Origin of the sequence: Mediterranea massiliensis (assembly GCF_900128475.1) — a bacterium.
GTDB lineage: Bacteria > Bacteroidota > Bacteroidia > Bacteroidales > Bacteroidaceae > Bacteroides > Bacteroides massiliensis_E.
In genome coordinates this window covers 643,695-668,556 of record NZ_LT635836.1, presented here as the reverse complement: position 1 = coordinate 668,556, position 24,862 = coordinate 643,695, and the positions used below count along the sequence as shown (strand labels likewise).

Genomic DNA, 24,862 nt, shown 5'->3' with positions numbered 1-24,862 from the left:
CAATCACTCTTTATTATCTGCTACCAAAATATAACAATTTACTGATATTCAATATAGTAAAAAGTCAAGTTGGGATAATATTTTGGTTTGGATAACTGCTGTTATCCGAAATTTCGGATAATAGCAGCGTATCTTTGCGCATATTTCCCGAAAGATCGCTGCTCAAGATAACGAATGGGGCGTCGTATGCCGTAGAAGAGAAAAGTTTGTCTGCGGCCATCTGGTCGCGGTGTGAGTCGGTGGCAGCGTTCGTTATCAGCCTGGCATCTTGCAAACATGCGGAAGCTGGCCGGTCGTTGATGGTGTATAGTATGCGCCAGGACTGCTTGTCATTTATTCCTGTGCGTATGAGCAATGTGTCGTTTACGAACTTTGTTTCAGCGTCTGCGTAGAATTCGGGCAGGTAGGTGGTTTGGATAGAAGAAATTGTCATGTCTCTGCGGACGAAAAGATGTCCGTCCTTTATCGGATTGAGAAAACGGCCAATCAAATTGTACCATTTAAGGAGTGATTCAAAAGAATCCATGTTGTCCATTTGAATGGCTTTTTGCAGATAGACTTCCAATTGGTGGTCCCAGTCAAGATTGTCTTCCTCATAATAAGGATAAAAATGGCGGATAATATTCCAGCGGACAGTCAGATCGGCTACCCTGATTGCTTTATCTGCCAGCAGTCCAAAAATGAAACGGCGTCTTTGGGATAATGTTTTATCGTCGCTCTGATGTTTTTTCCAATAATTTTTTGCATCGGCAAGCAGGCGGTGTGTAGTCTTGCGGTCAAATATCTTCTCCGGCAGAGCATGCTGGATGTTCAGGTATTTGCCATCGGTCAGTGGGTAGCTGTAATACCGGCAAGCGACGGGGGTGGTTACCGAATCCAGTCGTTCGGTAACAGTGCTGAATTTCTTATAATAAGGTATGTATTTGGACAGTCCAGGGATGAGTAGCTTGGCCAAAAAGGGTACATTCAACTCGCCGGAACCGTTGTAACGGTAATATCTGGCTGAACTTTTTGGAGCGATGATGTCCTCCTTTGCGGAAACAGGGGTGGTCGAAAATGATAACGTGGGAGCAAGCGGACGGAATACTTCATCCAAAGGTTGCGTCTCTATCCTGTTGGCCAACAGCGCACATACTTTCATCCAATCGCTTTCCGACCAGTCCTGCGTATAGGGGTTGGGAGAAAAATAGCGCACGATGCCATACGTGCGGGCAAATTCGATGTAACGGGAATCGTCCGCCGCCTGCACCTGGTTCATGCATGCATACAGACAGACAAATAACAGAATGATTTTCTTCATCTTTTTAGCGTTTCTTGTTAGAGGATTGTCCGATAGCGGGTGAGGCAGTCTTCACTATCTTATAGCCAGTGGCGGCTACCAGGATACTCATCAATGGGCTGATGAGGTTGAAGAAGCAGAACGGCAGGTAGGTCAGTGTGGGTACACTCAGGATGGTGGCCTGCGTCAGGCCGCACGTATTCCAGGGAATCAGGACGGAGGTGACGGTGACCGCATCTTCGGTGGTGCGGCTCAGCAGGCGGCTTTCGTAGCCTTGCCTCTTGTAGATGTCGCCGAACATGTTGCCCAGCAGGATGATGCTGATGTACTGGTCGGCCGTGGCAATGTTCAGGAAGAGGCCCGAGAAGACCGTCGAGGCTACGGTGCTGACACGATTCTTGATGAAACGCACGCATACGGACGTGATGCTGCCCAGCATGCCGCCGGCCGTCATGGCGCCGCCGAAGCACATGGCGCAGAGGATGAGCCACACGGTGTTCATCATACCCGCCATGCCGCGCGTCGCCACCAGCTCGGTCAGGATGGGGTTGTTGGTCTGTAGGCTGGTGCTGCCGTAGCAGGTCATCATGGTACCTTTGAACAGACCGCCGCCTTCACCGGCTACCTCGCGCAGCAGGTCGGGCTGGAAGATGAGGGCGGCCACACAGGCCAGAACGGTCGAAATGGCCAGTGTGACTACTGAGGGTACCTTGCGGGCAATCAGGATGCCCGTCACCACCGGTACGAGCAGCAGCCAGGGAGTGATGTTGAACTTGCCCTCCAGGGTGGCGGCAAAGGCATTCATCTCTTGCGCGGTGCTGCCTCCGTCGTGGGTCAGTCCCATGACGGTGAACAGGATGACGGCAATGAGCAGCGAGGGAACGGTGGTAATCATCATGTAGCGGATGTGGGTGAAGAGTGGAGTATCCGTAACCGACGATGCCAGGATCGTCGTGTCCGACAAGGGAGAGACCTTGTCGCCGAAGTAGGCTCCCGAGATGATGGCTCCGGCTATCCAGCCTTCGTGGAAGCCCTGTGCCTTACCGATGCCCATCAGGGCGATGCCGATGGTGGCGATGGTCGTCCACGAGCTGCCCGTCATCACCGACACGAGGGCGCAGATGAGGCAGGTCGAGGCCAGGAAGAAGTCGGGATGGATAATCTGCATCCCATAATATATTAAGGTGGGCACCACGCCGCTGACCATCCAGATGCCGCTCAGGGCACCGATGATGAGCAGGATGAGCAGGGCGGTTGCCACGCCCGCAATGTTGTTCGTGATGGCCAGTTCGAAGTCTTTCCACGGTATGCGGTAGAAGGCCATGCCGATGAGGACACAGCAGGAGGTGGTGACCAGCAGGGAAATCTGGCTGCCCCCGCTCAGGGCATCGCTTCCGAAGGTGCTGATGGTGGCAAACAACATCCCTGCCAGCAACGCGATAGGCAGGAGGGAGACAAGGGGAGAGGGAATCTTTTTCGTAGAATCCATGAGATTTGTTCAGTTTTTTGTTTCGGCCGCAAAGGTACGACATTTTTATGGATATTCTTTCATGTTGTAGTCTGTTATGCATAAAAATGAGGCTGATTTTTCATTTGTTTGTACTTTTATCTTCGTTTATTGAATATTTATGCTTTCTGTTTCCTGCTTGATTTTACTTTTTTATCGTTTGTCTCCTGCTTTTTTTCATTCTATTTTGTACTTTCGCAGCGTAAAAGACTGATTGCATAAAGAAAGGAATAGATATGGAAAGCAAGAATCTGAACAATGGAAAGAAAGTGGTGACCTTCGGTGAAGTGATGCTGCGGCTCACGACGCCCGGCTTCAAGCGTTTTGCGCAGGCAGGCGAGTTTGTGGCGACGTATGGAGGCAGCGAGGCGAACGTGGCTCTTTCGCTGGCCCACTTCGGGGTGCCCACCGAGTTTGTGACACGCCTGCCCGACAACGCCATTGCCCGCGCCTGCATCGCTTCGTTGCGTGCCGGAGGGCTGGGTACGGAAGGCATTGTGTTTGGCGGCAAGCGCATGGGCATTTATTTTCTGGAACCGGGAGCGGCGTTCCGCAATTCCAACGTGGTGTACGACCGCGAGGATTCGGCTTTCGCCACCATCCGGCCGGGGATGGTCGACTGGGAGCGGGTGTTCGACGGTGCCGGCTGGTTCCACTGGTCGGGCATCGCGGCGGCCCTTTCGCAGGAGGGGGCGGATGCCTGTCGCGAGGCGCTGGAGGTGGCCGACCGCATGGGGCTCACCATCTCGTGCGACCTGAACTTCCGCAAGAAGTTGTGGAACTATGGGCGGACGGCGGCCGAAGTGATGATGCCGCTGGTGCAGTACAGTGACGTGCTTTTTGCCGCCGAGCCCGAATATCGTGAGATTATGGGCGTGAAGCCTGTCGGCTTCCGGGCAACGACGGCGGCCGACTCTTCGTTCGAAGCCAGCCTGCCGGCTTTCGAGGATTTCATGCGTCAGGTGGGCGAGCGCGTTCCCCGCTGCCGGAAGATTTTTCTGGAGCTGCGCAATTCCATCACTTCCAACCATAATCTGCTGGCCGCCGTACTGTTGGCCGACGGGCAGTTCCACCATACCGGCATCTACGACATCGATCACGAGGTGGACCGTGTGGGGGCGGGTGATGCCTTTGTGGGCGGTCTGATCTATGGCTTGCTGGCCTATCCCGACGATGCACAGAAGGGACTTGACTTTGCCCTGGCGGCGTCGGCTCTGAAGAATACCGTCTATGGCGACTTCAACCAGGTAACCGTTGAAGAGGTGGAAAGCCTTATGCAGGGCAACACCTCGGGCCGCGTGTCGAGGTAGAACGTTGCGGTCTGAGCTGTGGCTTGCATGGGAAAAAGAATCGGCTAATCAGAATAAAAAGTAAAGCAAACATTACTTTTTATCAAGAATACTTGTTTTATTGTAATGTTTGCTTTATATTTGCATCGTAATCTTTAAAACCATTGCGATATGAAAACCGATTATCTTTTGTCGCCCTCCTGCAAGAAAGTAGGATTGTGGTTGGGCATTCCTTTTGTGTTGGGAGGTCTTTATCTCTTGTCTAATGGATCGTGGATGGATACTTTCTTGTCCCAAATAGGGATGAGGGATTGTTTTGACGAACTTGTTGTGATTGGTCTTGCTGTTAGTTTGTTGCTGGCTTCCTTTTCGCGTGAGAAGGATGAGGACGAATGTATTGCCCATCTGCGCATGCAGGCCTGGACAATGGCCGTTGTGAGCAACTACTTGATTCTGATTGTAGTGACACTTTGCATTTACGGAATGTCATACCTCAACTTTATGGCTGTCAATATGTTTACCGTATTGATTTTGTTTCTTGTCGTTTTTCATTGGAAACTTTGGCGTTTCAGAAAGGAAAGTCATGAATAATACCTTGCGCGTACAGCGCGCCATCCATCAGATGACGCAGCAACAACTGGCCGAGGCGGTAGGAGTGAGCCGCCAGACCATCAATGCCATCGAAACCAAGAAATACGTTCCTTCTACGGTGCTGGCCCTCAAGATAGCGAAAGTCTTCGGCCAGCCGGTCGAGAGTGTCTTCATGCTTGAGGAGGGCGACTGATTGGTTTGCCCGGCTTAAACGAACGGTTTACCCAGCTTAAACGGTTGGTTTGTCCAGCTTAAACGAGTGGTTTTCCCAGCCTAAACGAGCGGTTTGCCTAGCCTAAACGGTTGGTTTGCCCTGCTTGAACAGTCATTGTTTCAGGCGGGGCAAACTGTCTTTTTACTTTTGCGTGACGACGGTGATGCCCAGTGATATCAGGGTCAGCAGCGAGGCCACAGCCGATACGCCTCCCCAGCCCCACAGCTCCCAGCAGCTGCCTGCCAGGAAGGTGCCCAGCGAGCCGCCGATGAAGTAGGTGGTCATGAAGATGGTGTTCAGACGGTTGGAGGCCGAAGGGCAGAGGTGGAAGATGCTTGTCTGATTGCTGAGCTGGATGCACTGCATGCCGATGTCTATCAGCAGGATGCCCGCCACGATGGCTGCAAAGGAGTTCTGCCCGAAATAGAAGCAGCACCAGGACAGGAGGATGAGCCCGCACCCGATGTAGTTGAAGTTGCGCACACCCACCTTCTTCACCCAGCTGCCTACGAACGAGGCGGTCAGCGCGCCGGCCACGCCGCACAGGCCCAGGAAACCGATGATGTCGCTGTCAGCATAGAACGGTGCGCCACCCATCTTGAAGGCCAGGCACGACCACATGCCCAGCATGGAGCCGAAGGCCAGGGCGGAACGGATGGAGTAGATGCGCAGTTCGGGGTAGTCCTTCACCAGCCGGAAGAGCGATTTCATCAGGTCGGCATACCGCCCGCTGAAGGTGGGGCGGATGTCGGGTAATACCTTCAGCACCACCCCGGCACACGCCACCATCATGCCGGCGGCGATGAAGTACATCTCGCGCCAGCCCAGCAGCTCGCCGATGTAGCCGCTGACCACGCGCGAGGCCAGGATGCCCGTCAGCAGGCCCGAGATGACGATGCCCACGTTGCGCCCCTTGTTCTCCGGCCGGGAGAAGACGGAAGCGATGGGTACGAAGATCTGGGGAATCATGGAGCCTACACCCGTCAGCAATGATGCGGTCCAGATGATGCGGATGTCCGTGGCGACGGCCATTGTCAGCAGCGAGCAGACGAGCAGGGCAAAGTTGGTCAGGATGATTTTCTTGCGCGGATAGAGGTCGCCCAGCGGGATGATGAACAGCAGGCCCAGCGCATAGCCCACCTGCGTGATCATGGCGATGAGGTTGGTTTGGAATTCGGAAACGTTCAAGTCCTGCCGTATCAGGTTGAGCAGGGGCTGGTTGTAGTAGATGTTGGCAACGGAAACGCCTGCCACGATGGCGAGGGTCCAGAGAATATGGGCCGGCAGTCCGCCGTTTTCTTTCAATTCCTGTTTCATTGTTGTGCGGGGTAAGGTGAAACTTCTTAAAAAAGAAAATCCCCATAAGCTTTCGCTTATGAGGATTACCACTAATTTGCGGGTGGCAGAAGGGACTCGAACCCTCGACATTCAGAACCACAATCTGACGCTCTAACCAACTGAACTACAGCCACCATGTTAGTGCATTTCCTAAATGCGGTGCAAAGATATGGATTATATTTGAACTGGCAAAGCTTTCGGAAAATATTTTTTCTCTTTCCGCTTCATTTTGTCTTTTCGGTGATTCCCTTGTTGTGGCGGCTGAACAGCTTGCGTGTGTCTTCCGTAAAGATTTTCAGCCGGTTACGGGCTGCTGCGCTCAGACTGTCTGCCGGGACGCTGACAGGATAGAGCACGAAGTTCTTTCGGCCGGTCAGTGCAGGGCGGCCGGTCCATACCAGGCTGTAGCTGCATTCCGCCAGGCGGGTATGGGGACGGGCAGGAGTGGCGGACGGGCTTTTCTCCAGTGTCAGGCTGACAACGGCACCGCCGTCGGTATGGCGGGCGCTCATGTTGGAAAAGTAGTTTCCCAAGGAGTAGACCAGCAGATGGCGGTCGCCGCTGAGGCTGTCGGTACGCACCTCCATGGGCTGCACCACGTGCGGATGGCTGCCGATGATGTGGTCCACGCCCTGGGCAAACAGCCAGTCGGCCAGTTCCTGCTGTTCGCGGCTGGGCAGTTGCTGGTATTCGTTGCCCCAGTGCAGGCAGGCGATGAGGACATCGGGCTGCCAGGCACGGGCGGTGTGGATGTCCTTCAGCATCTGGCGGCGGTCCAGGTAGTTCACCAGGTTGGGAGCCTTGGCGCGCAGGCCGTTGGTGCCGTAGGTATAGTTCAGCAGGGCGATGCGGAAACCTTTCTTCTGCAGGAGCAGCGGATAGCGGTGGTGGCGGTCGGTGGAGTCGCGGTAGGTGCCGGCCGAAGGTATCTGCAGGGAGTCGAGCAGGTGGAGCGTGCGTTCCAGCCCTTTCTGCCCGCGGTCCAGGCAGTGGTTGTTGGCGGTGAGCAGGACGTCGAAACCGGCGTCGCGGATGGCATGGAGATATTCGTCGGGCGCGCTGAAGGCGGGATAGCCCGTGTAGGGACGTCCGCCCAGCGTTACTTCCAGGTTGCCGACGGCGATGTCGGCCGCCTGTATCTGCGGGCCGACAAGGGAGAAGCAGGGCGTGTAGTCGTAGGTGCCCTGCGGAGTGCGGGCGGCGTCGATCTGCGCCTGGTGCTGCATCAGGTCGCCCACAAACAATAGCGTAATCCGCTCCTGTGCGGAGAGGGTTACGCTATAGAGGAATAAGGTAAGGAGCACCCACTTCTTCATTGCCTTCAGGGTCGGGAGGTGGGTCAGTCATTATAGATGGCTTTCTTGCCGGCCAGCAGGGTGTTCTTCATCAGCGAGACGATGGTCATGGGACCTACGCCGCCCGGCACGGGGGTGATGAACGAGCACTTGGGGGACACTTCGTCGAACTTCACGTCGCCCGTCAGCTTGAAGCCCGATTTCTTGCTGGCGTCGGGCACGCGGGTGGTACCTACGTCAATCACGACGGCGCCTTCCTTCACCATCTCGGCCTTCACGAAGTTGGGCTGGCCCATGGCGGCGATGATGATGTCGGCCTCCTGACATTCCTTCACCAGGTCGCGGCTGCGGCTGTGGCATACGGTGACGGTGGCGTCGCCCGGATAGGCTTTCTGCATCATCAGCATGGCCATCGGCTTGCCCACGATGTTGCTGCGGCCTAGGATGACGCACTTCTTTCCTTGCGTCTCGATGTGGTAGCGCTTCAGCAGTTCGAGGATGCCGTTCGGTGTGGCCGATACGTAGCAGGGCAGGCCGATGGAGAGACGTCCCACGTTGATGGGGTGGAAGCCGTCCACGTCCTTGCGGTAGTCGATGGTTTCAATCACTTTCTGTTCGGAGATGTGCTTGGGCAGAGGGAGCTGCACGATGAAGCCGTCCACGTCGGGGTCGTTATTCAGTTCGCGCACCTTGGCCAGCAGTTCGTCTTCGGTCACGTCGGCTTCGTAGCGGATGAGGCTCGACTTGAAGCCGCATACTTCGCAGGCCTTTACCTTGGCGGCCACGTAGGTCTCGCTACCGCCGTCGTGTCCCACCAGGATGGCGGCCAGGTGGGGACGCTTGCCTCCGCGGGCCACGATTTCCGCCACTTCGGCGGCAATCTCCTGCTTCACTTGTTCTGAAATTGCTTTTCCGTCTATCAGTGTCATAATTTCTTTTTTATTGAAGGTTCATGATTTTTCTATTCTATTGTTTTTGTCATTGCTTCTCCACGCAGGGTTTCAGACAAAGATAATGTGAAATATTCATTTACCCTAATAAAAGGTTGGAAAAGTAAGATTTTAACTATACTTTGAAAGTATGGGTTTTGTAAGGTTGTCATGCAGTGCTTTGTGAGGTTGTCATGCAGTGCTTCATGAGGGTGTCATGCAGTGCTTCGTGAGGTTGTCATGCAGTGCTTCGTGAGAGTGTCACGCAGTGCTTCGTTGATGCCTTATACAAATAAACGCAGGCGATTATCCTTTTCAGAAGATAATCATCTGCGTTTATCAGACTTATTGGCGTCTGCTCGTTTTCTTTCGACGTTGGGACGCTATGAGAAGGGGATTATTTCTTCAGCTTGGGCATCATCATCTTGCCCATCTTGCTGCCGGTCACCATCTTCATCATTTTGCGGGTCTGGTCGAACTGCTTCAGCAGGCGGTTCACCTCCTGGATGTTCGTGCCGCTACCCTTGGCGATGCGCTGGCGGCGCGAGCCGTTCAGGATTTCGGGGTTGGTGCGCTCTTTCGGCGTCATGGAGTTGATGATGGCTTCGATGCTCTTGAAGGCGTTGTCGTCGATGTCGATGTCCTTGATGGCCTTGCCCACACCCGGAATCATGGAAGCCAGTTCCTTCAGGTTACCCATCTTCTTGATTTGCTGGATCTGGCTCATGAAGTCGTTGAAGTCGAACTGGTTCTTCTGAATCTTCTTCTGCAGGCGTTTGGCCTCTTCCTCGTCGTACTGCTCCTGCGCGCGCTCTACCAGTGACACGATGTCGCCCATACCGAGGATACGGTCGGCCATACGGCTGGGGTGGAACTGGTCGACGGCATCGAGCTTCTCGCCGGTACCCACGAACTTGATGGGCTTGTTCACCACCGAGCGGATGGAGAGGGCCGCACCGCCACGGGTATCACCGTCGAGCTTGGTCAGTACCACGCCGTTGAAGTCCAGGCGGTCGTTGAATTCCTTTGCCGTGTTCACGGCATCCTGACCGGTCATGGCATCGACCACGAAGAGGATTTCGTTGGGATGGATGGCCTCCTTGATGGCGGCGATCTCGTTCATCATTTCCTCGTCTACGGCCAGACGACCGGCGGTATCGACGATGACCAGGTCGTAACCTTTGGCCTTGGCCTCCTGGATGGCGTTCTGGGCAATCTTTACAGGGTCTTTGCTGTCGGGCTCGCTGTACATGGGCACGTCAATCTGCTCGGCCAGTACGCGCAGCTGTTCGATGGCGGCAGGACGATAGACGTCGCAGGCCACGAGCAGCGGCTTGCGGTTCTTCTTCGTCTTGAGCATGCGGGCCAGCTTGCCCGAGAAGGTTGTCTTACCCGAACCTTGCAGACCCGACATCAGGATGATTGTCGGTTTGCCGCTCAGGTCGATTTCGGCGGTTTCGCCGCCCATCAGCTGCGTCAGTTCGTCGTGGACAATCTTCACCATCAGCTGGCTGGGCTTGACGGCGGTCAGCACGTTCTGTCCCATGGCCTTTGCCTTGACGGTATCAGTAAAGTTTTTGGCCACCTTGTAGTTGACGTCGGCATCGAGCAGGGCTTTGCGTACGTCCTTCAAGGTTTCGGCTACATTGATTTCGGTGATTTTGCCTTCACCTTTCAATATCTTGAACGACCGTTCGAGCCGTTCGCTTAAGTTATCGAACATAAGGTTTTATCAATTATCAATTGTTTCTTATCAATTGTTCATTATTCTCAGCTGTTCATGCTCATGAGGAACTCGTCGTTGTCCTTGGTCTTCTCCAGACGGTCCTTCACGAAGTCCATGGCTTCAAGCGCATTCATGTCGGCCAGATACTTGCGCAGGATCCACATGCGGTCCAGTGTCTGCTTGTCCTGCAGCAGGTCGTCGCGGCGTGTGCTCGAAGCGACGATGTTGACGGCGGGGAAGATGCGCTTGTTGGCCAGGTTGCGGTCGAGCTGCAGCTCCATGTTGCCCGTACCCTTGAATTCCTCGAAGATCACTTCGTCCATCTTGGAGCCGGTATCGATCAGGGCCGTCGCCAGGATGGTAAGCGAGCCGCCACCTTCGATGTTGCGGGCGGCGCCGAAGAAACGTTTGGGCTTGTGCAGCGCGTTGGCATCCACACCGCCGGAGAGAACCTTACCCGATGCGGGCGAAACGGTGTTGTAGGCGCGGGCCAGACGGGTGATAGAGTCGAGGAAGATGACTACGTCGTGTCCGCATTCCACCATGCGTTTGGCTTTTTCCAGCACGATGCCGGCAATCTTCACGTGGCGTTCGGCCGGTTCGTCGAAGGTCGAGGCGATGACTTCGGCGTTGACGGTGCGGGCCATGTCGGTCACTTCCTCGGGACGCTCGTCGATGAGGAGCATGATCATATATACCTCGGGATGGTTGGCGGCGATGGCGTTGGCGATGTCCTTCATCAGGATGGTCTTACCGGTCTTGGGCTGGGCCACGATGAGGGCGCGCTGGCCTTTGCCGATGGGGGCGAAGAGGTCTACCACGCGGGCCGAGAGCGAGTCGCTGTATCCGCCTTTGCAAAGCTTGAACTTTTCGTCGGGGAAGAGCGGCGTGAGGTGCTCGAAGGGAACGCGGTCGCGCACGAAGGCCGGATCACGGCCGTTGATTTTGGATACCTTCACCAGCGGGAAGTATTTTTCTCCTTCCTTGGGCGGGCGGATGACACCGTCGACCACGTCGCCTGTCTTCAGGCCGAAGAGCTTGATTTGCGACTGGGATACATAGATGTCGTCGGGCGAGGAGAGGTAGTTGTAGTCCGACGAACGGAGGAATCCATAGCCGTCGGGCATGATTTCCAGTACGCCGGTGCCGTTCAGGATGTCGTCGAAGTCGTAGGCCTTTTCGCGTTCGGCCGGCTTGTTTTCGGGCTGGGGCTGGGCGTTGTTGGCCGCATTGTAGGGCTGGATGGCCCGTGGCTGGTTGTTATTGGGATTGTTGTTGTTTCCGTTGTTGCGGTTTTCGGGAACGTTCTTGTCGCGGCGGATGCGCTGGCGTTGCTGCTTCTGCTGGGCGGCCGGTAGGGCGGGAGCTTCTACGCGGGTAGCCTCGAACTTGCCGATCAGTTCGGAAGGAAGCTCTGTCTTTTCCGTCGGCAGGTCTTCGATGGGGATGAAGTCGCTGTCCGCTTCCGCCAGGATGGGATTGTCGTCTACCACTTCCTTCTTGTCTTCTTCTGCGGGAGCGGCTTTCAGTTCGCTGTCGGTTGCAGTTTGGGGGGCAGGTGTCTCCGTCGTTTCCTGAGCCTCTGCCTGAGGGGCAGCTTCCTTGGTTTCCGCTGCTTTCTTGGTCTTGCGGGGGCGGCCCGGCTTGCGTTTCGTTGTCTCCGAACCTTCTGCGGCCGTTTCTGCAGCAGGTGCAGCAGCTGTTTCTGCGGCGGGCTGTACGGGGATCAGAGGCTTTTCTTCTATTTGGGGTGCCTCTTTCGGATTGGGACGGCTCAGGTCGCCGTTCTTGTCAGCCGAGAAGACCTTGTCTACGTTTTCTTTCTTGATGGTCACGCGCGACCGTTTCTGCTGGCGTTGTTCGTTCTTACGCTCTTCTTTCTGCTTGTCGGCCGCTACTTTCTTCGTTGCGCCGACGATGGCTTGCTCATCGAGAATCTTGTAGACCAGTTCTTCTTTCTTCAGAGATTCTGTCTTCTTGATACCTAATTCTTGCGCAATACTCTGGAGTTCCGACAAACTTTTGTCGTTCAATTGAATAATGTTATACATATAATATGTGTGTATGATTATATTTTTTAGAAGGAGGTACCCAGCTTAACGCAGCCGTTGCCGACACTTAAGTCTGAAACCGCCTTTGCTTTGAATTATAATTTTAAAAGGGATGTTGTTTTATTGAATGTGTTTCAACGGCGCAAAGGTAATGATTATTTTTCAGGTTTCCTATAAAATGCCCTGTTTTTTGAACGGAATAACTTATCTTTGCTTCCATAAAAATGAATTTATGACTATTAAATCGATTGATCTGATTACTTTTTCGCCGACACATACTTCCAAACAAATAGGTGAGGCGATTGTTCGTGGTACCGGCCTTGCCGAGGTGGGTTTTGTAGATGCGACCTTGCAGATGCCTGAAAAGACGCACTTTGAGGCCGACACGCTGGCGGTGGTTGCCGTACCTGTGTATGGCGGCCATGTGGCTCCCCTGGCGTTGGAGCGGATGAAGGATTTTCAGGCCGACGGTACGCCGGCGGTCGTGGTGGTGGTATATGGCAATCGTGCCTACGAGAAGGCATTGATGGAGCTGGACGCCTTTGTCAGCGCGCGGGGCTTCAAGGTGATAGCCGGCGGGACGTTTGTCGGGGAGCATTCCTACAGCAGCGACCGTTATCCCATTGCGGCCGGCCGTCCTGATGAGGATGACCTGAAATATGCCGAAGAGTTTGGAGCCAAGGTGCGGACGAAAATAGATTCTGCCGCCGATGCGGAGCATCTGTATGGCGTGGACGTGAAGCGCATCCAGCGTCCGCGGCAGCCGTTCTTCCCCTTGTTGCGTTTCTTGCGGAAGGTAATCAAGCTGCGTAAGAATGGTGTACCCATGCCTCGTACGCCTCAGGTGGACGAAAAACTCTGTACGCATTGCGGCCTTTGCGTGAAGCGTTGTCCTGCGGGGGCGATTGTGAAGGGAGAAGAGTGTACGACGCTGGCCGACAAGTGTATCCGTTGCTGTGCCTGCGTGAAGGGTTGCCCGCAGAAGGCCCGTACGTTCGATACGCCCTTCGCGGCTCTGCTGAGCGACTGCTTCCAGCGGCCGAAAGAGAATCGGATTATTCTGTAAGAACCTTGACGAGCGTCACCCGCCGGGTGTGTTCGTCTACCCGAAAGCGGTTGTCTGTCCGTTCGCCCACCAGCCAGGCGATGTCTTCGCCGCAGCACAGCACCCATTGGCGCTGCTTCTGCAGGAGGGAGAATTTGCGGTCGGTCAGATAATCGCTTACTTTTTTGCGCCCTTTCATGCCGAAGGGGACGAACGTGTCGCCCGTCTGCCACAGGCGCAGGGTCAGGGCGTGGTGCAGCTTGTCGGTGTCCAGGCAGGCGGTGAGGCGGTTGCGGGGGATGACAAAGTCGGGCGTCAGTTCCACTTCCGTCATTTCCAACCGAGGCGGGCGGTTCATGGCTTGCTTGTCCTGCATCAGCAGCAGGTCGCGGTCCTTCACTACCAGCCAGCCTTCCGACTCGAACGTCTTGCCCGCCTGGCCGTCGAGCGAGCGGAAGATGTCGTCCGTCTGCGCTTCGTTGAAGCCCAGCGGATGGAGGATTTCATGGAGCAGCGTCCGCGGCTCGACTTCCTTCAGCAGGGCGGCTATGCGGATGCCTTCGGGGCAGAGGACCCTTTCCTTGGCTTCGGCAATACCTATATTATATAAGGTGGCGGCTTCATCCAGGTGTGCGGCCGTGTGGAGGATGCTCCGACGGACGGAGGGGTTGATTTCCTGCATCAGGGGCAGGAGGTTCAGGCGTATCTTGTTGCGGGTGTACTCGTCCTGCAGGTTGGTGCTGTCGGTGACGTACGACTGTCCTTGGCGGTCGAGGTAGTGCAGGATGTCATCGCGCGTCAGGCAGAGCAGGGGGCGGACGATGCGGCCGTTGCGTGGGCGGATGCCCCGCAAGCCGTTGATGCCCGTGCCCCGCATCAGGTTGAGCAGAAAGGTCTCCACGCTGTCGTCGGCATGATGGGCCACGGCTACGGCGTCTGCTTCCAGCTCCCGACGGAGAGCCTCGAACCACTGGTAGCGCAGCTCGCGGGCGGCCATCTCGATGGAGAGGTGCCGGCGGGCGGCATGTTGGGCTGTATCGAAGTGGACCACGTGCAGGGCGATGTGCCGCTCCTCGCACAGGCGGCGGACGAACCGCTCGTCGCGGTCGGACTCCTCGCCGCGCAGGTGGAAGTTGCAATGTGCCGCCTCGCAGGCATAGCCCAGCTCCGTCAGCAGGAGCAGGAGCGCTACGGAGTCAGCACCGCCGCTCAGGGCCACCACGACCTTGTCGCCGGCTTCCAGCAGGCGTTCTCGGGCAATGTATTGTGCAACTTTCTTCTTTTCCATACGTGCAAAGGTAAGAAAAACCTTGGAAAAGCATTGCTTTGCGGCCCGTAAAGCACCGTTTTCCCTGGACGAAAGCATTGCTTTGTGGTTTTGGAAGGAAAGAACTGATGAGGAAAAACAGCTGCTTTCTGCTTCTCGTTATTTAAAAACATTCTAAATTGCTTGTGCTTTGTCTGTATAACTTGTATCTTTGCGCCTGATTATTAACAGAGAAAGTTCAAAGACTATGCGTTTATCCGAATTGAAGACCGGTGAGAAAGGCGTGATTGTCAAAGTGATGGGTCATGGAGGTTTCCGCAAGCGCATTGTGGAAATGGGCTTCATCAAGGGCAAGACGGTGGAAGTGCTGCTCAACGCGCCGCTGAAGGACCCGGTGAAATATAAAGTGATGGGGTATGAAATCTCCCTGCGCCGGCAGGAGGCCGACATGATTGAGGTCATCAGCGAACAGGAGGCGAGGGAGCACAACGTGCAGCCCGGCTACCACAAAGGCCTGGAGGAGGACATCCGCCTGACCGAGGAGGAGATGCGTAACCTGGCGCGCGACAAGCGCCGCACCATCAACGTGGCCCTCGTGGGCAATCCGAATTGCGGCAAGACGTCGCTCTTCAACATCGCCTCGGGCGCGCACGAGCATGTGGGCAACTACAGCGGCGTGACGGTCGATGCCAAGGAAGGCTTCTTCGACTTCCAGGGCTATCACTTCCGCATCGTCGACCTGCCGGGCACGTATTCGCTCTCGGCCTATTCGCCCGAGGAAATCTACGTGCGCCGCCACATCATCGACCAGACGCCTGATATCATCATTAACGTAGTCGACGCCTCCAACCTGGAGCGCAACCTCTACCTGACCACCCAGCTGATAGACATGAATGTCCGCATGGTGGTGGCCCTCAACATGTACGACGAACTGGAGGCCAGCGGCAATACCTTGGACTATGTGAAGCTGGGCGAGCTCTTCGGCGTGCCGATGCTGCCCACCGTGAGCCGTACGGGCCGCGGCGTGGAGAAACTTTTCCACATCCTCATCACCCTGTACGAAGGCGGCGACTTCCTCGACAAGAAGGGACAGGTTAGGGCCGAGATTCTCGAGGACTTCCGCGAGTGGCACAAGGAATATGTGCCCGACCATGCGTTCGGCAGCCATCAGGAAGAGGAGGAGCATCCGCGGGGATTCTTCCGCCACATCCACATCAACCACGGCCCCGAGCTGGAGCGCAGCATCGACGCGGTGAAGCTGGTCATCAGCGAGAACGAGAACATCCGCCACAAATACTCCACCCGTTTCCTGGCCATCAAGCTGCTGGAGAACGACAAGGACCTGGAGGGCATGGTGAAGGGCCTGCCCAACGGCGACAAGATACTGGAAGTGCGCGACCGCGAAAAGCAGCGCATCCGCGAGGTGCTCAATGAGGACAGCGAGCAGGCCATCACCGATGCCAAATACGGATTCATCTCCGGCGCCCTGCGCGAGACGTTCGTGGACAACCATCAGGACAAGGAGCACATGACGCGGGTCATCGATTCCATCGTGACGCACCGCATCTGGGGATTCCCCGTCTTCTTCCTCTTCATGTTCCTGATGTTCGAAATCACCTTCGTGCTGGGAGCCTATCCGCAGGGATGGATTGAGAGCCTGGTGGCTGTCATTGGCGATTTCATCAGCAACAACATGTCCGAAGGGCCGCTGAAGGACCTGCTCATTGACGGCATCATCGGCGGTGTGGGGGGCGTCATCGTCTTCCTGCCCAACATCCTGATACTCTACCTGTTCATTTCTCTGATGGAAGACTCGGGCTACATGGCCCGCGCCGCCTTCATCATGGACAAGATCATGCACAAGATGGGCCTCCACGGCAAGTCGTTCATCCCTCTCATCATGGGCTTCGGGTGCAACGTGCCGGCCGTCATGGCTTCGCGCACCATCGAGAACCGCAAGAGCCGGCTGGTGACCATCCTCATCAATCCCTTGATGTCGTGCAGTGCCCGTCTGCCCATCTACCTCTTGCTGGTGGGCGTCTTCTTCCCCAAGCACGCCAGCCTGGTGCTGCTGAGCATCTACAGCTTGGGCATCATCCTGGCCGTCATCATGGCGCGCCTCTTCAGCCGCTTCCTGGTGAAGGGTGACGACACGCCGTTCGTCATGGAGCTGCCGCCCTACCGCATGCCTACTTCGAAAGCCATCTTCCGCCACACGTGGGAGAAGGGTGCGCAATACCTGCGCAAGATGGGCGGCATCATCATGGTGGCTTCCATCGTCATCTGGGCATTGGGTTACTATCCCCGTCCTGACGCTTCGGCCGACCTGGCCCAGCAGCAGGAGAATTCCTACATCGGTCGGATAGGCAAGGCCATCGAACCTGTCATGGAGCCTCTGGGCTTCGACTGGAAGCTGAGCATCGGCATCCTGTCGGGTGTAGGTGCCAAGGAGCTGGTGGTCAGCTCGCTCGGTGTGCTTTATGCCGACGATGCCGAGGCCGACCAGACTACGCTGGCCGAGCGCCTGCCCATCACGCCGCTTGTGGCCTATGGCTATATGGTCTTCGTACTGCTATACTTCCCGTGTATCGCCACCCTGGCTGCCATCAGGCAGGAGGCGGGCAGTTGGAAATGGGCGGCCTTTGCCGCCACGTATACCACCGTGTTGGCATGGATCATGTCCTTTGCCGTCCATCAGCTGGGAGGGCTGTTCGTATGACAGGCTGGCAGAATTGGGTTGTTGCGCTGCTCCTTGCCTATTGTGTGTGGCGCATAGCGAAGAGCATCCGTTCCTTTTTCCGTCGTTCGAAGAGCGGGGAGCATCCCTGTAGCGGGTGCTGCGGTTGTTCGGGCGGATGTCCCTCGGCAGGGGTGAAAAAAGAAATGAAGAAAAAATGCTGCGGATAGTTGGTAATTACAAAAAATGTACTACCTTTGCATCCGCAATCGGAAATAAAGCCCTTGCGAAGCGATCTTGGTACCTTGGATGAGTGGCTTAGTCAGCGGTCTGCAAAACCGTGCACGGCGGTTCGAATCCGCCAGGTACCTCGAAATCATCAAAAGCCCTGCCTTTCAAAAAGGCGGGGCTTTTGTTGTTTATTGGCTTTCAGCTATTTAACTACTTCCTGATTTTATAATTTTATTGTGCGCCCGTAGACCGCCTGTAGTCCGACGCAAAAAAAATACTCGATTGCAGACCGTTATGCATGAACAGTAGCGCATGTCTTAAGAAGTTGGAGCGGCCTCACTCTATTCAGAGTGTTGCTCTGACTTTCTTTTTTTTGTTTATAGTTTGTAAACAATTCTGATTTCTTGTTTATGGAAAGTAACCATGTTTGTTTTCGGGCGGTTTTGGGCCATCGTTGGGAATGTTTCAAACATGAAGGCCTTATGTTTGAAACATTCACCCCCTATGTTTGAAACATAAGGGTCTTGGGGTTTAAAGCTGAAAATGCAGACGGCATCGGGAAGGAAGGAAACGACGTATTGTTTGTTGAATGTTTTGATTGCGATTTATGGAAATTCCTATTGGGAAGGAAGGTATGGGAACTGCATATTCGGATTGAGACGAATTATTATTTTCCTTTGCTTGCCGTGGATTGGCAAAATACTCTTATCTTTGCAAGTAGGGAAGCGGGCCACGGTGGTGGCGGTTTCCCGACAGTTTATGAATTTATGAATCAGCGTTTGCTGTTTGTTCTTAGTTAAAGTGAAACGTAGGAAATTTCATAATGCAAACCGGGAACAGATGTGCGAATGCTCGCGTATATGCGTGGGCGTTCTTGTCTGTTTGCATCGGTTTCCTACGACCGCACTTTAGAGGCAAGGATTAGCCCACGCAGTGTGTTCGTAGGGATTAGGGCGATGGCACAACGCATAAAAACAGAGGAGAGCGTATGCCAAAGTCCTTGATCTTTGAATTGCCCAAAATCGTTGAGGAAGGCCGGAGAGAGGCACAACGGATATTGGAGCGGATTGGTAGCAGCACGCACATAGGGCTGCAAACCAACGAACTGGTGCTGCCTTCCAAAGACATCAGTGGCCTGTGGAAGGGGCAAGCGGCACAACTGAATTTCGGTAAAGAGTGGATCAACCGCTTGATTTATGGTGACAACCTGCTGGCCATGCAGGCGCTTATCGCCGGCGATGAGGCCACGGGACTTCCGCCGATGCGCGGCAAGGTGGATCTGATCTACATAGATCCGCCGTTTGACAGCAAGGCCGATTATCGGACCAGAATCAATCTGCCGGGGGCGGATATTGAACAGAAGCCTACTACAATCGAGCAGTTTGCCTATGCAGACACTTGGAAAGACGGAACGGTGTCTTACTTGAAGATGCTTTATCCCCGATTGGTCTTGATGCGCGAATTGCTTTCTGATAAAGGAAGCATTTATGTGCATATTGATTGGCACGTAGGGCATTATGTGAAGGTGTTGATGGATGATATATTCGGAAAGGAGAATTTCTTGAATGAAATTATTTGGTGTTATAAATCTGGAGGAGCTGGCGGTGGGGGATATGCGAAGAAGCATGATACAATACTATTTTATAGTAAGAATAATAGTCATTTGACTTTTAAAATAACGTGAGTTCGAAATAAAAATAAATATATTTCAGTGATAATTAGAAACATAGCGATAAAAGTATTAAATTTATAGTGCTGAATTATAAGATTTAAACGATTACCACTATGTTTCCAGAGTCTAAAGTTACAGAGATTTATTGTATGGCCGATGATTTTTGCAAGGAATTTACATTGCAACAGGAAAAATATATGATTGAGGATAAGAAAACCAGGCATCGTAACAAGCCTAACCGTATGAATGATGCTGAGATTATGGTTATTCTAATCCTGTTTCACTCCGGTGGTTTTCGCTGTTTCAAGCATTACTACAAGGAATATGTCTGTAAACATCTGAAACACCTTTTTCCGCGTCAGGTTTCTTATAACCGTTTTGTGGAACTGGAGAAGGAAGTGCTGCTTCCTATGACCATCTTCATCAAGAAAGTCCTGCTGGGAACCTGTACCGGCATCAGTTTTGTCGACTCCACTCCTTTACGTGTCTGCCGTAACCAAAGAATCCTTATTCATAAGACATTTGAAGGACTTGCCGAGCGTGGAAAATGTTCTATGGGATGGTTCTTCGGATTCAAACTACATCTGATAATCAATGACAAAGGGGAAATCCTCAATTTTATGTTTACTCCTGGAAACGTGGATGACCGGGAGCCTTTGAAGCAGGGTAAGTTTCTGGAAAACATCAAAGGAAAACTATGTGCTGACAAGGGATATATTGGCCAGGCTCTCTTCGAGAACCTTTTCCTTAATGGCATTCAGCTTGTCACTAAAGTTAAAAACAATATGAAGAACTCGCTGATGAGCATTGCCGACAAGATCCTGCTCAGAAAAAGGGCCTTGATTGAAACGGTCAATGACGAGCTGAAGAACATTGCACAGATAGAACATTCCAGACATCGTTCGTTCAATAACTTTATAGCCAACTCTTTGTCGGCTATAGCAGCATATTGTTTTTTTGAAAAAAAGCCCGCCATTGATGTAAACTTTGTCAATGACGGACAACTGGCTATTTTCTAATTTTATATCGAACTCACGTTAATATAGTGAAAGAAAAATCGTATATGATGCCTTGGTCTGGTAAAAATCCAGCTCAAGTGTATTATCAAGATGAAAAGGGCACATATACACTTGTGAATACGAAAGACTATTGGGTAGATATAGGAATGTTGGCAACTTCTTCCTATGAACGGACAGGTTACGCAACTCAAAAGCCCGAAGCCCTCCTTGAACGTATCATTAAAGCATCTTCTAACGAAGGTGACCTCGTTTGTGATTTCTTTGGTGGTAGCGGTACTGCGGCTGCGGTGGCCGAACGCTTGGGACGCCGCTGGATAACGACCGATATCGGTAAACCCGCTACACTCGTCATGCGCAAACGGTTTATCGACCAAAAGGTGAAGCCCTTCCTTTATCAGTCCATCGGGGACTATCAGAAAGAAGTCTTCGGCTCCAGCAAGCTGTACAGACGCATCGGCGACTTGAGCCGCATCGTCATGCAGCTCTATGGTGCCATTCCCTTTACCGAAGAGCAACTGAACGACCGGAATTGGGGACATGTGAAGGCCGAACGTGCCCTGGTGCTGGTAGACAGTCCCAACAAGCTGACCGGCATGGCCACCGTCCGCCGGGCCTGCGAAGCACGCAATACCCTGCTGGGTGGCGGTTGGCGCAAGGCGGTAGTGCTGGGTTGGAACTTTGCTTTCGACGTCAGCCGTGCCATCATGCAGTACAAGGACGAGGTGGATGTGCTTGTCATTCCGCCCGACTTGCTCGACAAGCTCTCGAAGAAAGGTTACGACAAGCTGGTGCGCGAAGGATCCGTACGCTTCAGTACGTTGCAGTATCTGGTTTGCAGGCCCATGCAGATCCGTCCTTTCTCGCAGGAGGTGGACGAATTGCAGGTTGTTCTTGACAACTATGTCCTGCTTTCGCCCGACAACATCCCGCTGGACGACAAGGATAAGGAAAAGTTGAGGCAGGTAATCCGTCTCGACCCTTTGGCCCTGATTGAGTACTGGAGCATCGACCCCGATTACGACGGCATCACCTTCCGAAGCCTTTGGCAGGACTATCGTGAAAATATGGCCAACGACGGCGACCCCTTGCATTGTGTCTATCGGGCCATCCTTCGCGTGCCGCGTAAAGCGGGAAGGCGGACGGTCTGTGTGAAGGCCGTCGATGTATTCGGCTTCGAGAGTATGGTTACTGAAACTTTATAAACCTGTCAATGAGAATCAACATGAAAACAGATATTTCCCTTGAACTGGCGGCCCGCCTGTCGGAACGGGTGAACCGTGCCTTCGAAAGCGGTGAGATGTTGCAGGCGGTATCGCCCGTTACGGCAGATTTGTTGAAATACTGGTTTACGGAACCCTACTTCAGTGAACGTGCCTGCAATTTCCATTCAGGGCAGCGGCAGGCCATTCTGAATATCATCTATTTGCACGAAGTAGTGCGCATCGCTTCGGTGGCCGACATCTATCGGGAGATGGCCCCCGACCTGCTGGCCCAGGCCGACCTGAACCTGCTGGCGGCTGAAAAATACAATTTGCCCAAGTATGCCGTCAAGATGGCCACCGGTACGGGCAAGACGTGGGTGATGCACGCCCTCCTACTTTGGCAGTTGCTCAATGCCCGGCACGAAAGCGAGCCTTCCGGGCGGTATACCCGCAATTTCCTGATAGTGGCTCCCGGCCTGGTCGTGTACGACCGTCTGCTCGACGCCTACATGGGGCGTCTGGATCCGGAAACCAACGAGCGTGATTTTGATACCAACGATCTATGTCGCAACAGTGACTTGTTTCTGCCTTCGGTCTATCGGGATGAAGTGTTCGGCTTCTTGCGCAACAATGTGGTGAGCAAGGAAGAGGGCATCGGTCGCAAGACCACGGCCGACGGTCTGGTGGCATTGACCAATTGGCATCTGTTCCTTTCGCAGGATGCGGATGCCGAAGTGTACGACGAGACTTCTCCGGAGGTGATTGTTGAGGACTTGCTGCCCTTGCGCCCGGGTATCAGTGCGGGCAACTCGCTCGACGTGCTCGACCGCAAATTCTTGCGGGGCGAAGAGATGGACTATCTGGCTTCCCTGCCCGGACTGATGGTGGTCAATGACGAAGCGCACCACATCCACGAGAACAGAGTGGCCGGCGAGGTGCAGGAAGTGGAATGGCAGAAAGGGCTGGATTATATGGCCCGCGGCAAGCAGGGGACCTTCTTCCAGATAGATTTCTCGGCTACCCCCTACGACACCAGCGGAAGCGGCATCAGGAGGGTGAAGCATTACTTCCCGCACATTGTGACAGATTTTCCTTTGGCCGAGGCCATGAAGCAGGGATTGGTGAAGACCCTGTTGCTGGACAGGAGGCAGGAACTGATCGAACTGGAAAGCCTTGACTACAGGGCGGTGCGTGACGAACGGAATAAAGTGGTCGCCCTGAGCGGAGGGCAGCGGCTGATGCTGCGTGCCGGACTGGCCAAGCTCCGTATTCTGGAGAATGATTTTGTGAAGCTGGACGCCGACAAGCATCCCAAGATGCTGGTGGTGTGCGAAGACACGTCGGTGACGCCTTTTGTCGGGCAATTCTTGATGGAAGAAGGGTTGTGCGAGGAAGACGTGTTGCGCATCGACAGCAATCAGAAGGGAGAGATGAAGGAACGTGAGTGGCTGCACGTGAAGGAACGGCTGTTCAACGTAGACCGCTATGCCTCGCCCAAGGTTATCGTGTCGGTACTGATGCTGCGTGAAGGCTTCGATGTGAACAACATCTGTGTCATTGTGCCGCTCCGTCCGTCGCAGGCTCCTATCTTGTTGGAGCAGACTGTGGGGCGCGGACTCCGGCTGATGTGGCGGGAGGCTGCCTATCGGGAAAAGAAGGAAGGAGACCGTCGGAGGGTATTGGTGAAGCGGTTGCAGCCGACATCCTACCTTGACATGCTTTCCGTAATCGAGCATCCGGCTTTCAGTGCCTTCTACCGGGAACTGATGGACGAAGGACTGGCCGGTACGGATGAGGGCGAAGTGGCATCCGGGAGTGCCGTGGGCGATCTTGTCAAAGTGGGGCTGAAGGAAGACTATGAAGACTACGACCTCTTTTGGCCGGTGGTGATGCGTGATGCCGAGGAAGAGATTACTCCGGCTCAGATCGATGCCGCTTCCCTCTATCCATATACCGACTTTACCCTGGAATATCTGCGCGGCTTTCTGGCTACGGAGGGGGAAACGTTTGTGTCGGAATCAGTGATGGCTGAAACGCGTTTCGGAAGGTATGAAGTGAAGGCCGACCTGTTTACGGCTGCCAGTTACAATGAATATTTGCAGAAGTTGTTGCGCATCGTGACGACGCGTATGGACAGGGTGGGAGTGCGTTCACTCCGTCCGTTTCCCACCTTGCAGATCAACCAGCCAGCTATTATGCGCATTCTGGACCGTTATATTCGTACGCGGCTGTTCGGCCAGCCGTTCGATCCTTTCAATGGTAATGACTGGAAAATCCTGTTGGCGAAGAACGGGGCAGTCACTTCGCACATCATCCGCGAGATGAGTGTGGCCATTCACCGGATGCAGCAGAGCGTGATGGTCAGTGAAGCGGTGGTCGAGAAGATATGGTTCTCGTCGGTTCCTGTCTTGCGCATCCGCGAGCATTACAGCCTGCCGTTGCAGAAGGTGATTTACGAGCGCGTGGGCTATCCGAGTAACCGGGGTGGCTTTGAAAGAGCTTTTTCTGAGTTTCTGGACAAGGACGGAGGGGTGGAACGTTTTCTGAAAATCAATGAAAGTCAGCATCCCTTTGCTTCGCTGTTTTACCTGCGCCAGGATGGTTTGTTGGCTTCTTACCATCCCGACTTCATGGTTTGCACGGCAGCACATATTTATATCGTAGAAACGAAAAGCGACGACCGCATAGCCGATGCCAATGTCAGGTAAAAACAGAAGGCGGCGGTGGAATGGTGCAGAAAGATCAATACGCTGAGTGCTGCCGACCGGATGGAACGGGAGTGGGAATACATCCTTTTGCCGGAGTCGGCCTTTTATTCCTTGGAACGCAATGGGGCGACGTGGGAGGAAATGTGCCGGCTGAACAAGGTTTCCGATGCCCTGATGAAAGGGGAGCTTTTTGAATAGGAAGGGAAAATCATGGGACGGGATTTGTACATTCCAGTTTTAAACCATATTTTTGCGACCAACCATCATTCCTTTACGCAACATGAAACGACTGAATGTATTCTTTTTCTGCCTGCTGGCGCTGATGAGCCTGGCGGGTCATGCCCAGGAGAAGCAGGGCGATGCCAACGGTTATATTGTCAAAGTCGGCGATCAGGCTCCCGACTTCACGGTGGAACTCACGGACGGGCAAAGCGTGAAGTTGTCCAGCCTGCGCGGCCGGGTGGTCATGCTTCAGTTTACGGCCAGCTGGTGCGGTGTGTGCCGCAAGGAGATGCCGTTCATCGAGAAGGACATCTGGCAGAAGCATAAGGACAACAAGGATTTTTACCTGGTGGGCATCGACCGCGACGAGCCTTTGGAGAAGGTCATCGCGTTCGGGAAAGCAACGAAGGTGACCTATCCGCTCGGCTTGGATCCGGGTGCGGACATCTTTGCCCTCTATGCCCAGCGTGAGGCAGGCATCACCCGCAATGTGCTGATAGACCGTGACGGGAAAATCGTCATGCTGACCCGCCTCTACAATCCCGAGGAATTCCAGCGGCTGGTCGGAAAGATTGACGCGATGCTGGCCGGGGACTGACG

At 54.1% G+C, this 24,862-nt stretch carries 20 protein-coding genes and 2 tRNA genes; 13 read left to right on the top strand and 9 right to left on the bottom strand.

The genetic code is table 11. The annotated features are described in order from the left end of the window. Positions 1-64: 64 nt before the first annotated feature. Both BQ7483_RS07570 and BQ7483_RS07565 read right to left on the bottom strand, forming a co-directional pair. Entirely contained in the window at positions 65-1,300 is a 1,236-nt protein-coding gene (locus BQ7483_RS07570) for a hypothetical protein (RefSeq protein WP_072545407.1), read from the bottom strand. A gap of 4 nt (positions 1,301-1,304) precedes the next feature. Beyond that, positions 1,305-2,768: a Na+/H+ antiporter NhaC family protein gene (locus BQ7483_RS07565; RefSeq protein ID WP_072545406.1), complete on the bottom strand. Its 1,464-nt coding sequence runs from the start codon at positions 2,766-2,768 to the stop codon at positions 1,305-1,307. A 254-nt stretch (positions 2,769-3,022) separates the two neighbouring features. On the opposite strand from BQ7483_RS07565, the gene BQ7483_RS07560 reads away from it, so the two are divergent. The 3 genes from BQ7483_RS07560 (at position 3,023) to BQ7483_RS07550 (ending at position 4,859) form a co-directional block, all read left to right on the top strand. After that, positions 3,023-4,096, top strand: a complete 1,074-nt coding sequence (locus tag BQ7483_RS07560) for a sugar kinase (RefSeq protein WP_072545405.1) — start codon at positions 3,023-3,025, stop codon at positions 4,094-4,096. A gap of 150 nt (positions 4,097-4,246) precedes the next feature. Further along, entirely contained in the window at positions 4,247-4,666 is a 420-nt protein-coding gene (locus BQ7483_RS07555) for a hypothetical protein (RefSeq protein WP_072545404.1), read from the top strand. Next, entirely contained in the window at positions 4,659-4,859 is a 201-nt protein-coding gene (locus BQ7483_RS07550; protein WP_022019508.1) for a helix-turn-helix transcriptional regulator, read from the top strand. The genes BQ7483_RS07555 and BQ7483_RS07550 overlap by 8 nt, the downstream gene beginning before the upstream one ends. A gap of 162 nt (positions 4,860-5,021) precedes the next feature. On the opposite strand, the gene BQ7483_RS07545 is transcribed toward BQ7483_RS07550, so the two are convergent. The 6 genes from BQ7483_RS07545 to rho all read right to left on the bottom strand — a co-directional run bounded on the left by BQ7483_RS07545 (position 5,022) and on the right by rho (position 12,219). After that, the gene (locus BQ7483_RS07545) at positions 5,022-6,197 is read right to left on the bottom strand and encodes an MFS transporter (RefSeq protein WP_072545403.1); all 1,176 of its coding nucleotides are present in this window, start codon (positions 6,195-6,197) and stop codon (positions 5,022-5,024) included. A gap of 81 nt (positions 6,198-6,278) precedes the next feature. Continuing rightward, a tRNA-His gene (locus BQ7483_RS07540) sits at positions 6,279-6,352 on the bottom strand. 90 nt (positions 6,353-6,442) lie between these two features. Further along, positions 6,443-7,534: a CapA family protein gene (locus BQ7483_RS07535; protein WP_022019506.1), complete on the bottom strand. Its 1,092-nt coding sequence runs from the start codon at positions 7,532-7,534 to the stop codon at positions 6,443-6,445. A 23-nt stretch (positions 7,535-7,557) separates the two neighbouring features. Beyond that, the gene (folD, locus tag BQ7483_RS07530; RefSeq protein WP_022019505.1) at positions 7,558-8,442 is read right to left on the bottom strand and encodes a bifunctional methylenetetrahydrofolate dehydrogenase/methenyltetrahydrofolate cyclohydrolase FolD; all 885 of its coding nucleotides are present in this window, start codon (positions 8,440-8,442) and stop codon (positions 7,558-7,560) included. A 397-nt stretch (positions 8,443-8,839) separates the two neighbouring features. Continuing rightward, entirely contained in the window at positions 8,840-10,165 is a 1,326-nt protein-coding gene (ffh, locus tag BQ7483_RS07525; protein WP_072545402.1) for a signal recognition particle protein, read from the bottom strand. A 47-nt stretch (positions 10,166-10,212) separates the two neighbouring features. After that, on the bottom strand, positions 10,213-12,219 hold the full coding sequence (rho, locus tag BQ7483_RS07520; protein WP_072545401.1) for a transcription termination factor Rho: 2,007 nt from the start codon (positions 12,217-12,219) through the stop codon (positions 10,213-10,215). Between the two features lie 232 nt (positions 12,220-12,451). Here rho and BQ7483_RS07515 point away from each other — a divergent pair, with 232 nt between their 5' ends. Then, positions 12,452-13,285, top strand: coding sequence for a 4Fe-4S binding protein (locus tag BQ7483_RS07515; RefSeq protein WP_072545400.1), 834 nt, complete (start codon positions 12,452-12,454; stop codon positions 13,283-13,285). Here the strand turns inward: BQ7483_RS07515 and tilS are convergent. Then, positions 13,275-14,552 carry a tRNA lysidine(34) synthetase TilS gene (tilS, locus tag BQ7483_RS07510; RefSeq protein ID WP_072545399.1) on the bottom strand — a complete coding sequence of 426 codons (1,278 nt, stop codon included), beginning with the start codon at positions 14,550-14,552 and terminating at the stop codon, positions 13,275-13,277. The genes BQ7483_RS07515 and tilS overlap by 11 nt on opposite strands. A gap of 226 nt (positions 14,553-14,778) precedes the next feature. On the opposite strand from tilS, the gene feoB reads away from it, so the two are divergent. From feoB to BQ7483_RS07470, 9 genes are all read left to right on the top strand, one after another. Beyond that, positions 14,779-17,250, top strand: a complete 2,472-nt coding sequence (feoB, locus tag BQ7483_RS07505; RefSeq protein ID WP_072545398.1) for a ferrous iron transport protein B — start codon at positions 14,779-14,781, stop codon at positions 17,248-17,250. A gap of 257 nt (positions 17,251-17,507) precedes the next feature. After that, a tRNA-Cys gene (locus BQ7483_RS07500) sits at positions 17,508-17,579 on the top strand. Between the two features lie 384 nt (positions 17,580-17,963). Further along, positions 17,964-18,239, top strand: a complete 276-nt coding sequence (locus BQ7483_RS07495) for a hypothetical protein (protein WP_072545397.1) — start codon at positions 17,964-17,966, stop codon at positions 18,237-18,239. A 188-nt stretch (positions 18,240-18,427) separates the two neighbouring features. Further along, positions 18,428-19,123 (top strand): DNA methyltransferase, encoded by a 696-nt coding sequence (locus BQ7483_RS07490; protein WP_083535677.1) that lies wholly within the window; start codon positions 18,428-18,430, stop codon positions 19,121-19,123. Positions 19,124-19,224: 101 nt separating this feature from the next. Further along, a complete protein-coding gene (locus BQ7483_RS07485; protein WP_072545396.1) occupies positions 19,225-20,130 on the top strand; it encodes an IS982 family transposase in 906 nt (301 codons plus the stop codon). Between the two features lie 113 nt (positions 20,131-20,243). Next, entirely contained in the window at positions 20,244-21,332 is a 1,089-nt protein-coding gene (locus tag BQ7483_RS07480; RefSeq protein WP_407657206.1) for a DNA methyltransferase, read from the top strand. A gap of 20 nt (positions 21,333-21,352) precedes the next feature. Continuing rightward, entirely contained in the window at positions 21,353-24,040 is a 2,688-nt protein-coding gene (locus tag BQ7483_RS07475) for a DEAD/DEAH box helicase family protein (RefSeq protein ID WP_235847318.1), read from the top strand. Positions 24,041-24,055: 15 nt separating this feature from the next. Continuing rightward, positions 24,056-24,238, top strand: coding sequence for a hypothetical protein (locus BQ7483_RS18015; RefSeq protein WP_235847317.1), 183 nt, complete (start codon positions 24,056-24,058; stop codon positions 24,236-24,238). A gap of 82 nt (positions 24,239-24,320) precedes the next feature. Then, positions 24,321-24,860: a TlpA family protein disulfide reductase gene (locus BQ7483_RS07470; protein ID WP_072545395.1), complete on the top strand. Its 540-nt coding sequence runs from the start codon at positions 24,321-24,323 to the stop codon at positions 24,858-24,860. The last annotated feature ends 2 nt before the right edge of the window (positions 24,861-24,862 follow it).

Coding starts and splice junctions, on each gene's coding strand:
- tilS (WP_072545399.1), bottom strand. CDS start 14,552: ATGGAAAAGAAGAAAGTTGCACAATACATTGCCCGAGAACGCCTGCTG.
- BQ7483_RS07485 (WP_072545396.1), top strand. CDS start 19,225: ATGTTTCCAGAGTCTAAAGTTACAGAGATTTATTGTATGGCCGATGAT.
- BQ7483_RS07560 (WP_072545405.1), top strand. CDS start 3,023: ATGGAAAGCAAGAATCTGAACAATGGAAAGAAAGTGGTGACCTTCGGT.
- BQ7483_RS07515 (WP_072545400.1), top strand. CDS start 12,452: ATGACTATTAAATCGATTGATCTGATTACTTTTTCGCCGACACATACT.
- BQ7483_RS07570 (WP_072545407.1), bottom strand. CDS start 1,300: ATGAAGAAAATCATTCTGTTATTTGTCTGTCTGTATGCATGCATGAAC.
- BQ7483_RS07535 (WP_022019506.1), bottom strand. CDS start 7,534: ATGAAGAAGTGGGTGCTCCTTACCTTATTCCTCTATAGCGTAACCCTC.
- BQ7483_RS07555 (WP_072545404.1), top strand. CDS start 4,247: ATGAAAACCGATTATCTTTTGTCGCCCTCCTGCAAGAAAGTAGGATTG.
- BQ7483_RS07565 (WP_072545406.1), bottom strand. CDS start 2,768: ATGGATTCTACGAAAAAGATTCCCTCTCCCCTTGTCTCCCTCCTGCCT.
- BQ7483_RS07545 (WP_072545403.1), bottom strand. CDS start 6,197: ATGAAACAGGAATTGAAAGAAAACGGCGGACTGCCGGCCCATATTCTC.
- folD (WP_022019505.1), bottom strand. CDS start 8,442: ATGACACTGATAGACGGAAAAGCAATTTCAGAACAAGTGAAGCAGGAG.
- BQ7483_RS07550 (WP_022019508.1), top strand. CDS start 4,659: ATGAATAATACCTTGCGCGTACAGCGCGCCATCCATCAGATGACGCAG.
- BQ7483_RS07490 (WP_083535677.1), top strand. CDS start 18,428: ATGCCAAAGTCCTTGATCTTTGAATTGCCCAAAATCGTTGAGGAAGGC.
- BQ7483_RS07475 (WP_235847318.1), top strand. CDS start 21,353: ATGAAAACAGATATTTCCCTTGAACTGGCGGCCCGCCTGTCGGAACGG.
- BQ7483_RS07470 (WP_072545395.1), top strand. CDS start 24,321: ATGAAACGACTGAATGTATTCTTTTTCTGCCTGCTGGCGCTGATGAGC.
- rho (WP_072545401.1), bottom strand. CDS start 12,219: ATGTATAACATTATTCAATTGAACGACAAAAGTTTGTCGGAACTCCAG.
- feoB (WP_072545398.1), top strand. CDS start 14,779: ATGCGTTTATCCGAATTGAAGACCGGTGAGAAAGGCGTGATTGTCAAA.
- ffh (WP_072545402.1), bottom strand. CDS start 10,165: ATGTTCGATAACTTAAGCGAACGGCTCGAACGGTCGTTCAAGATATTG.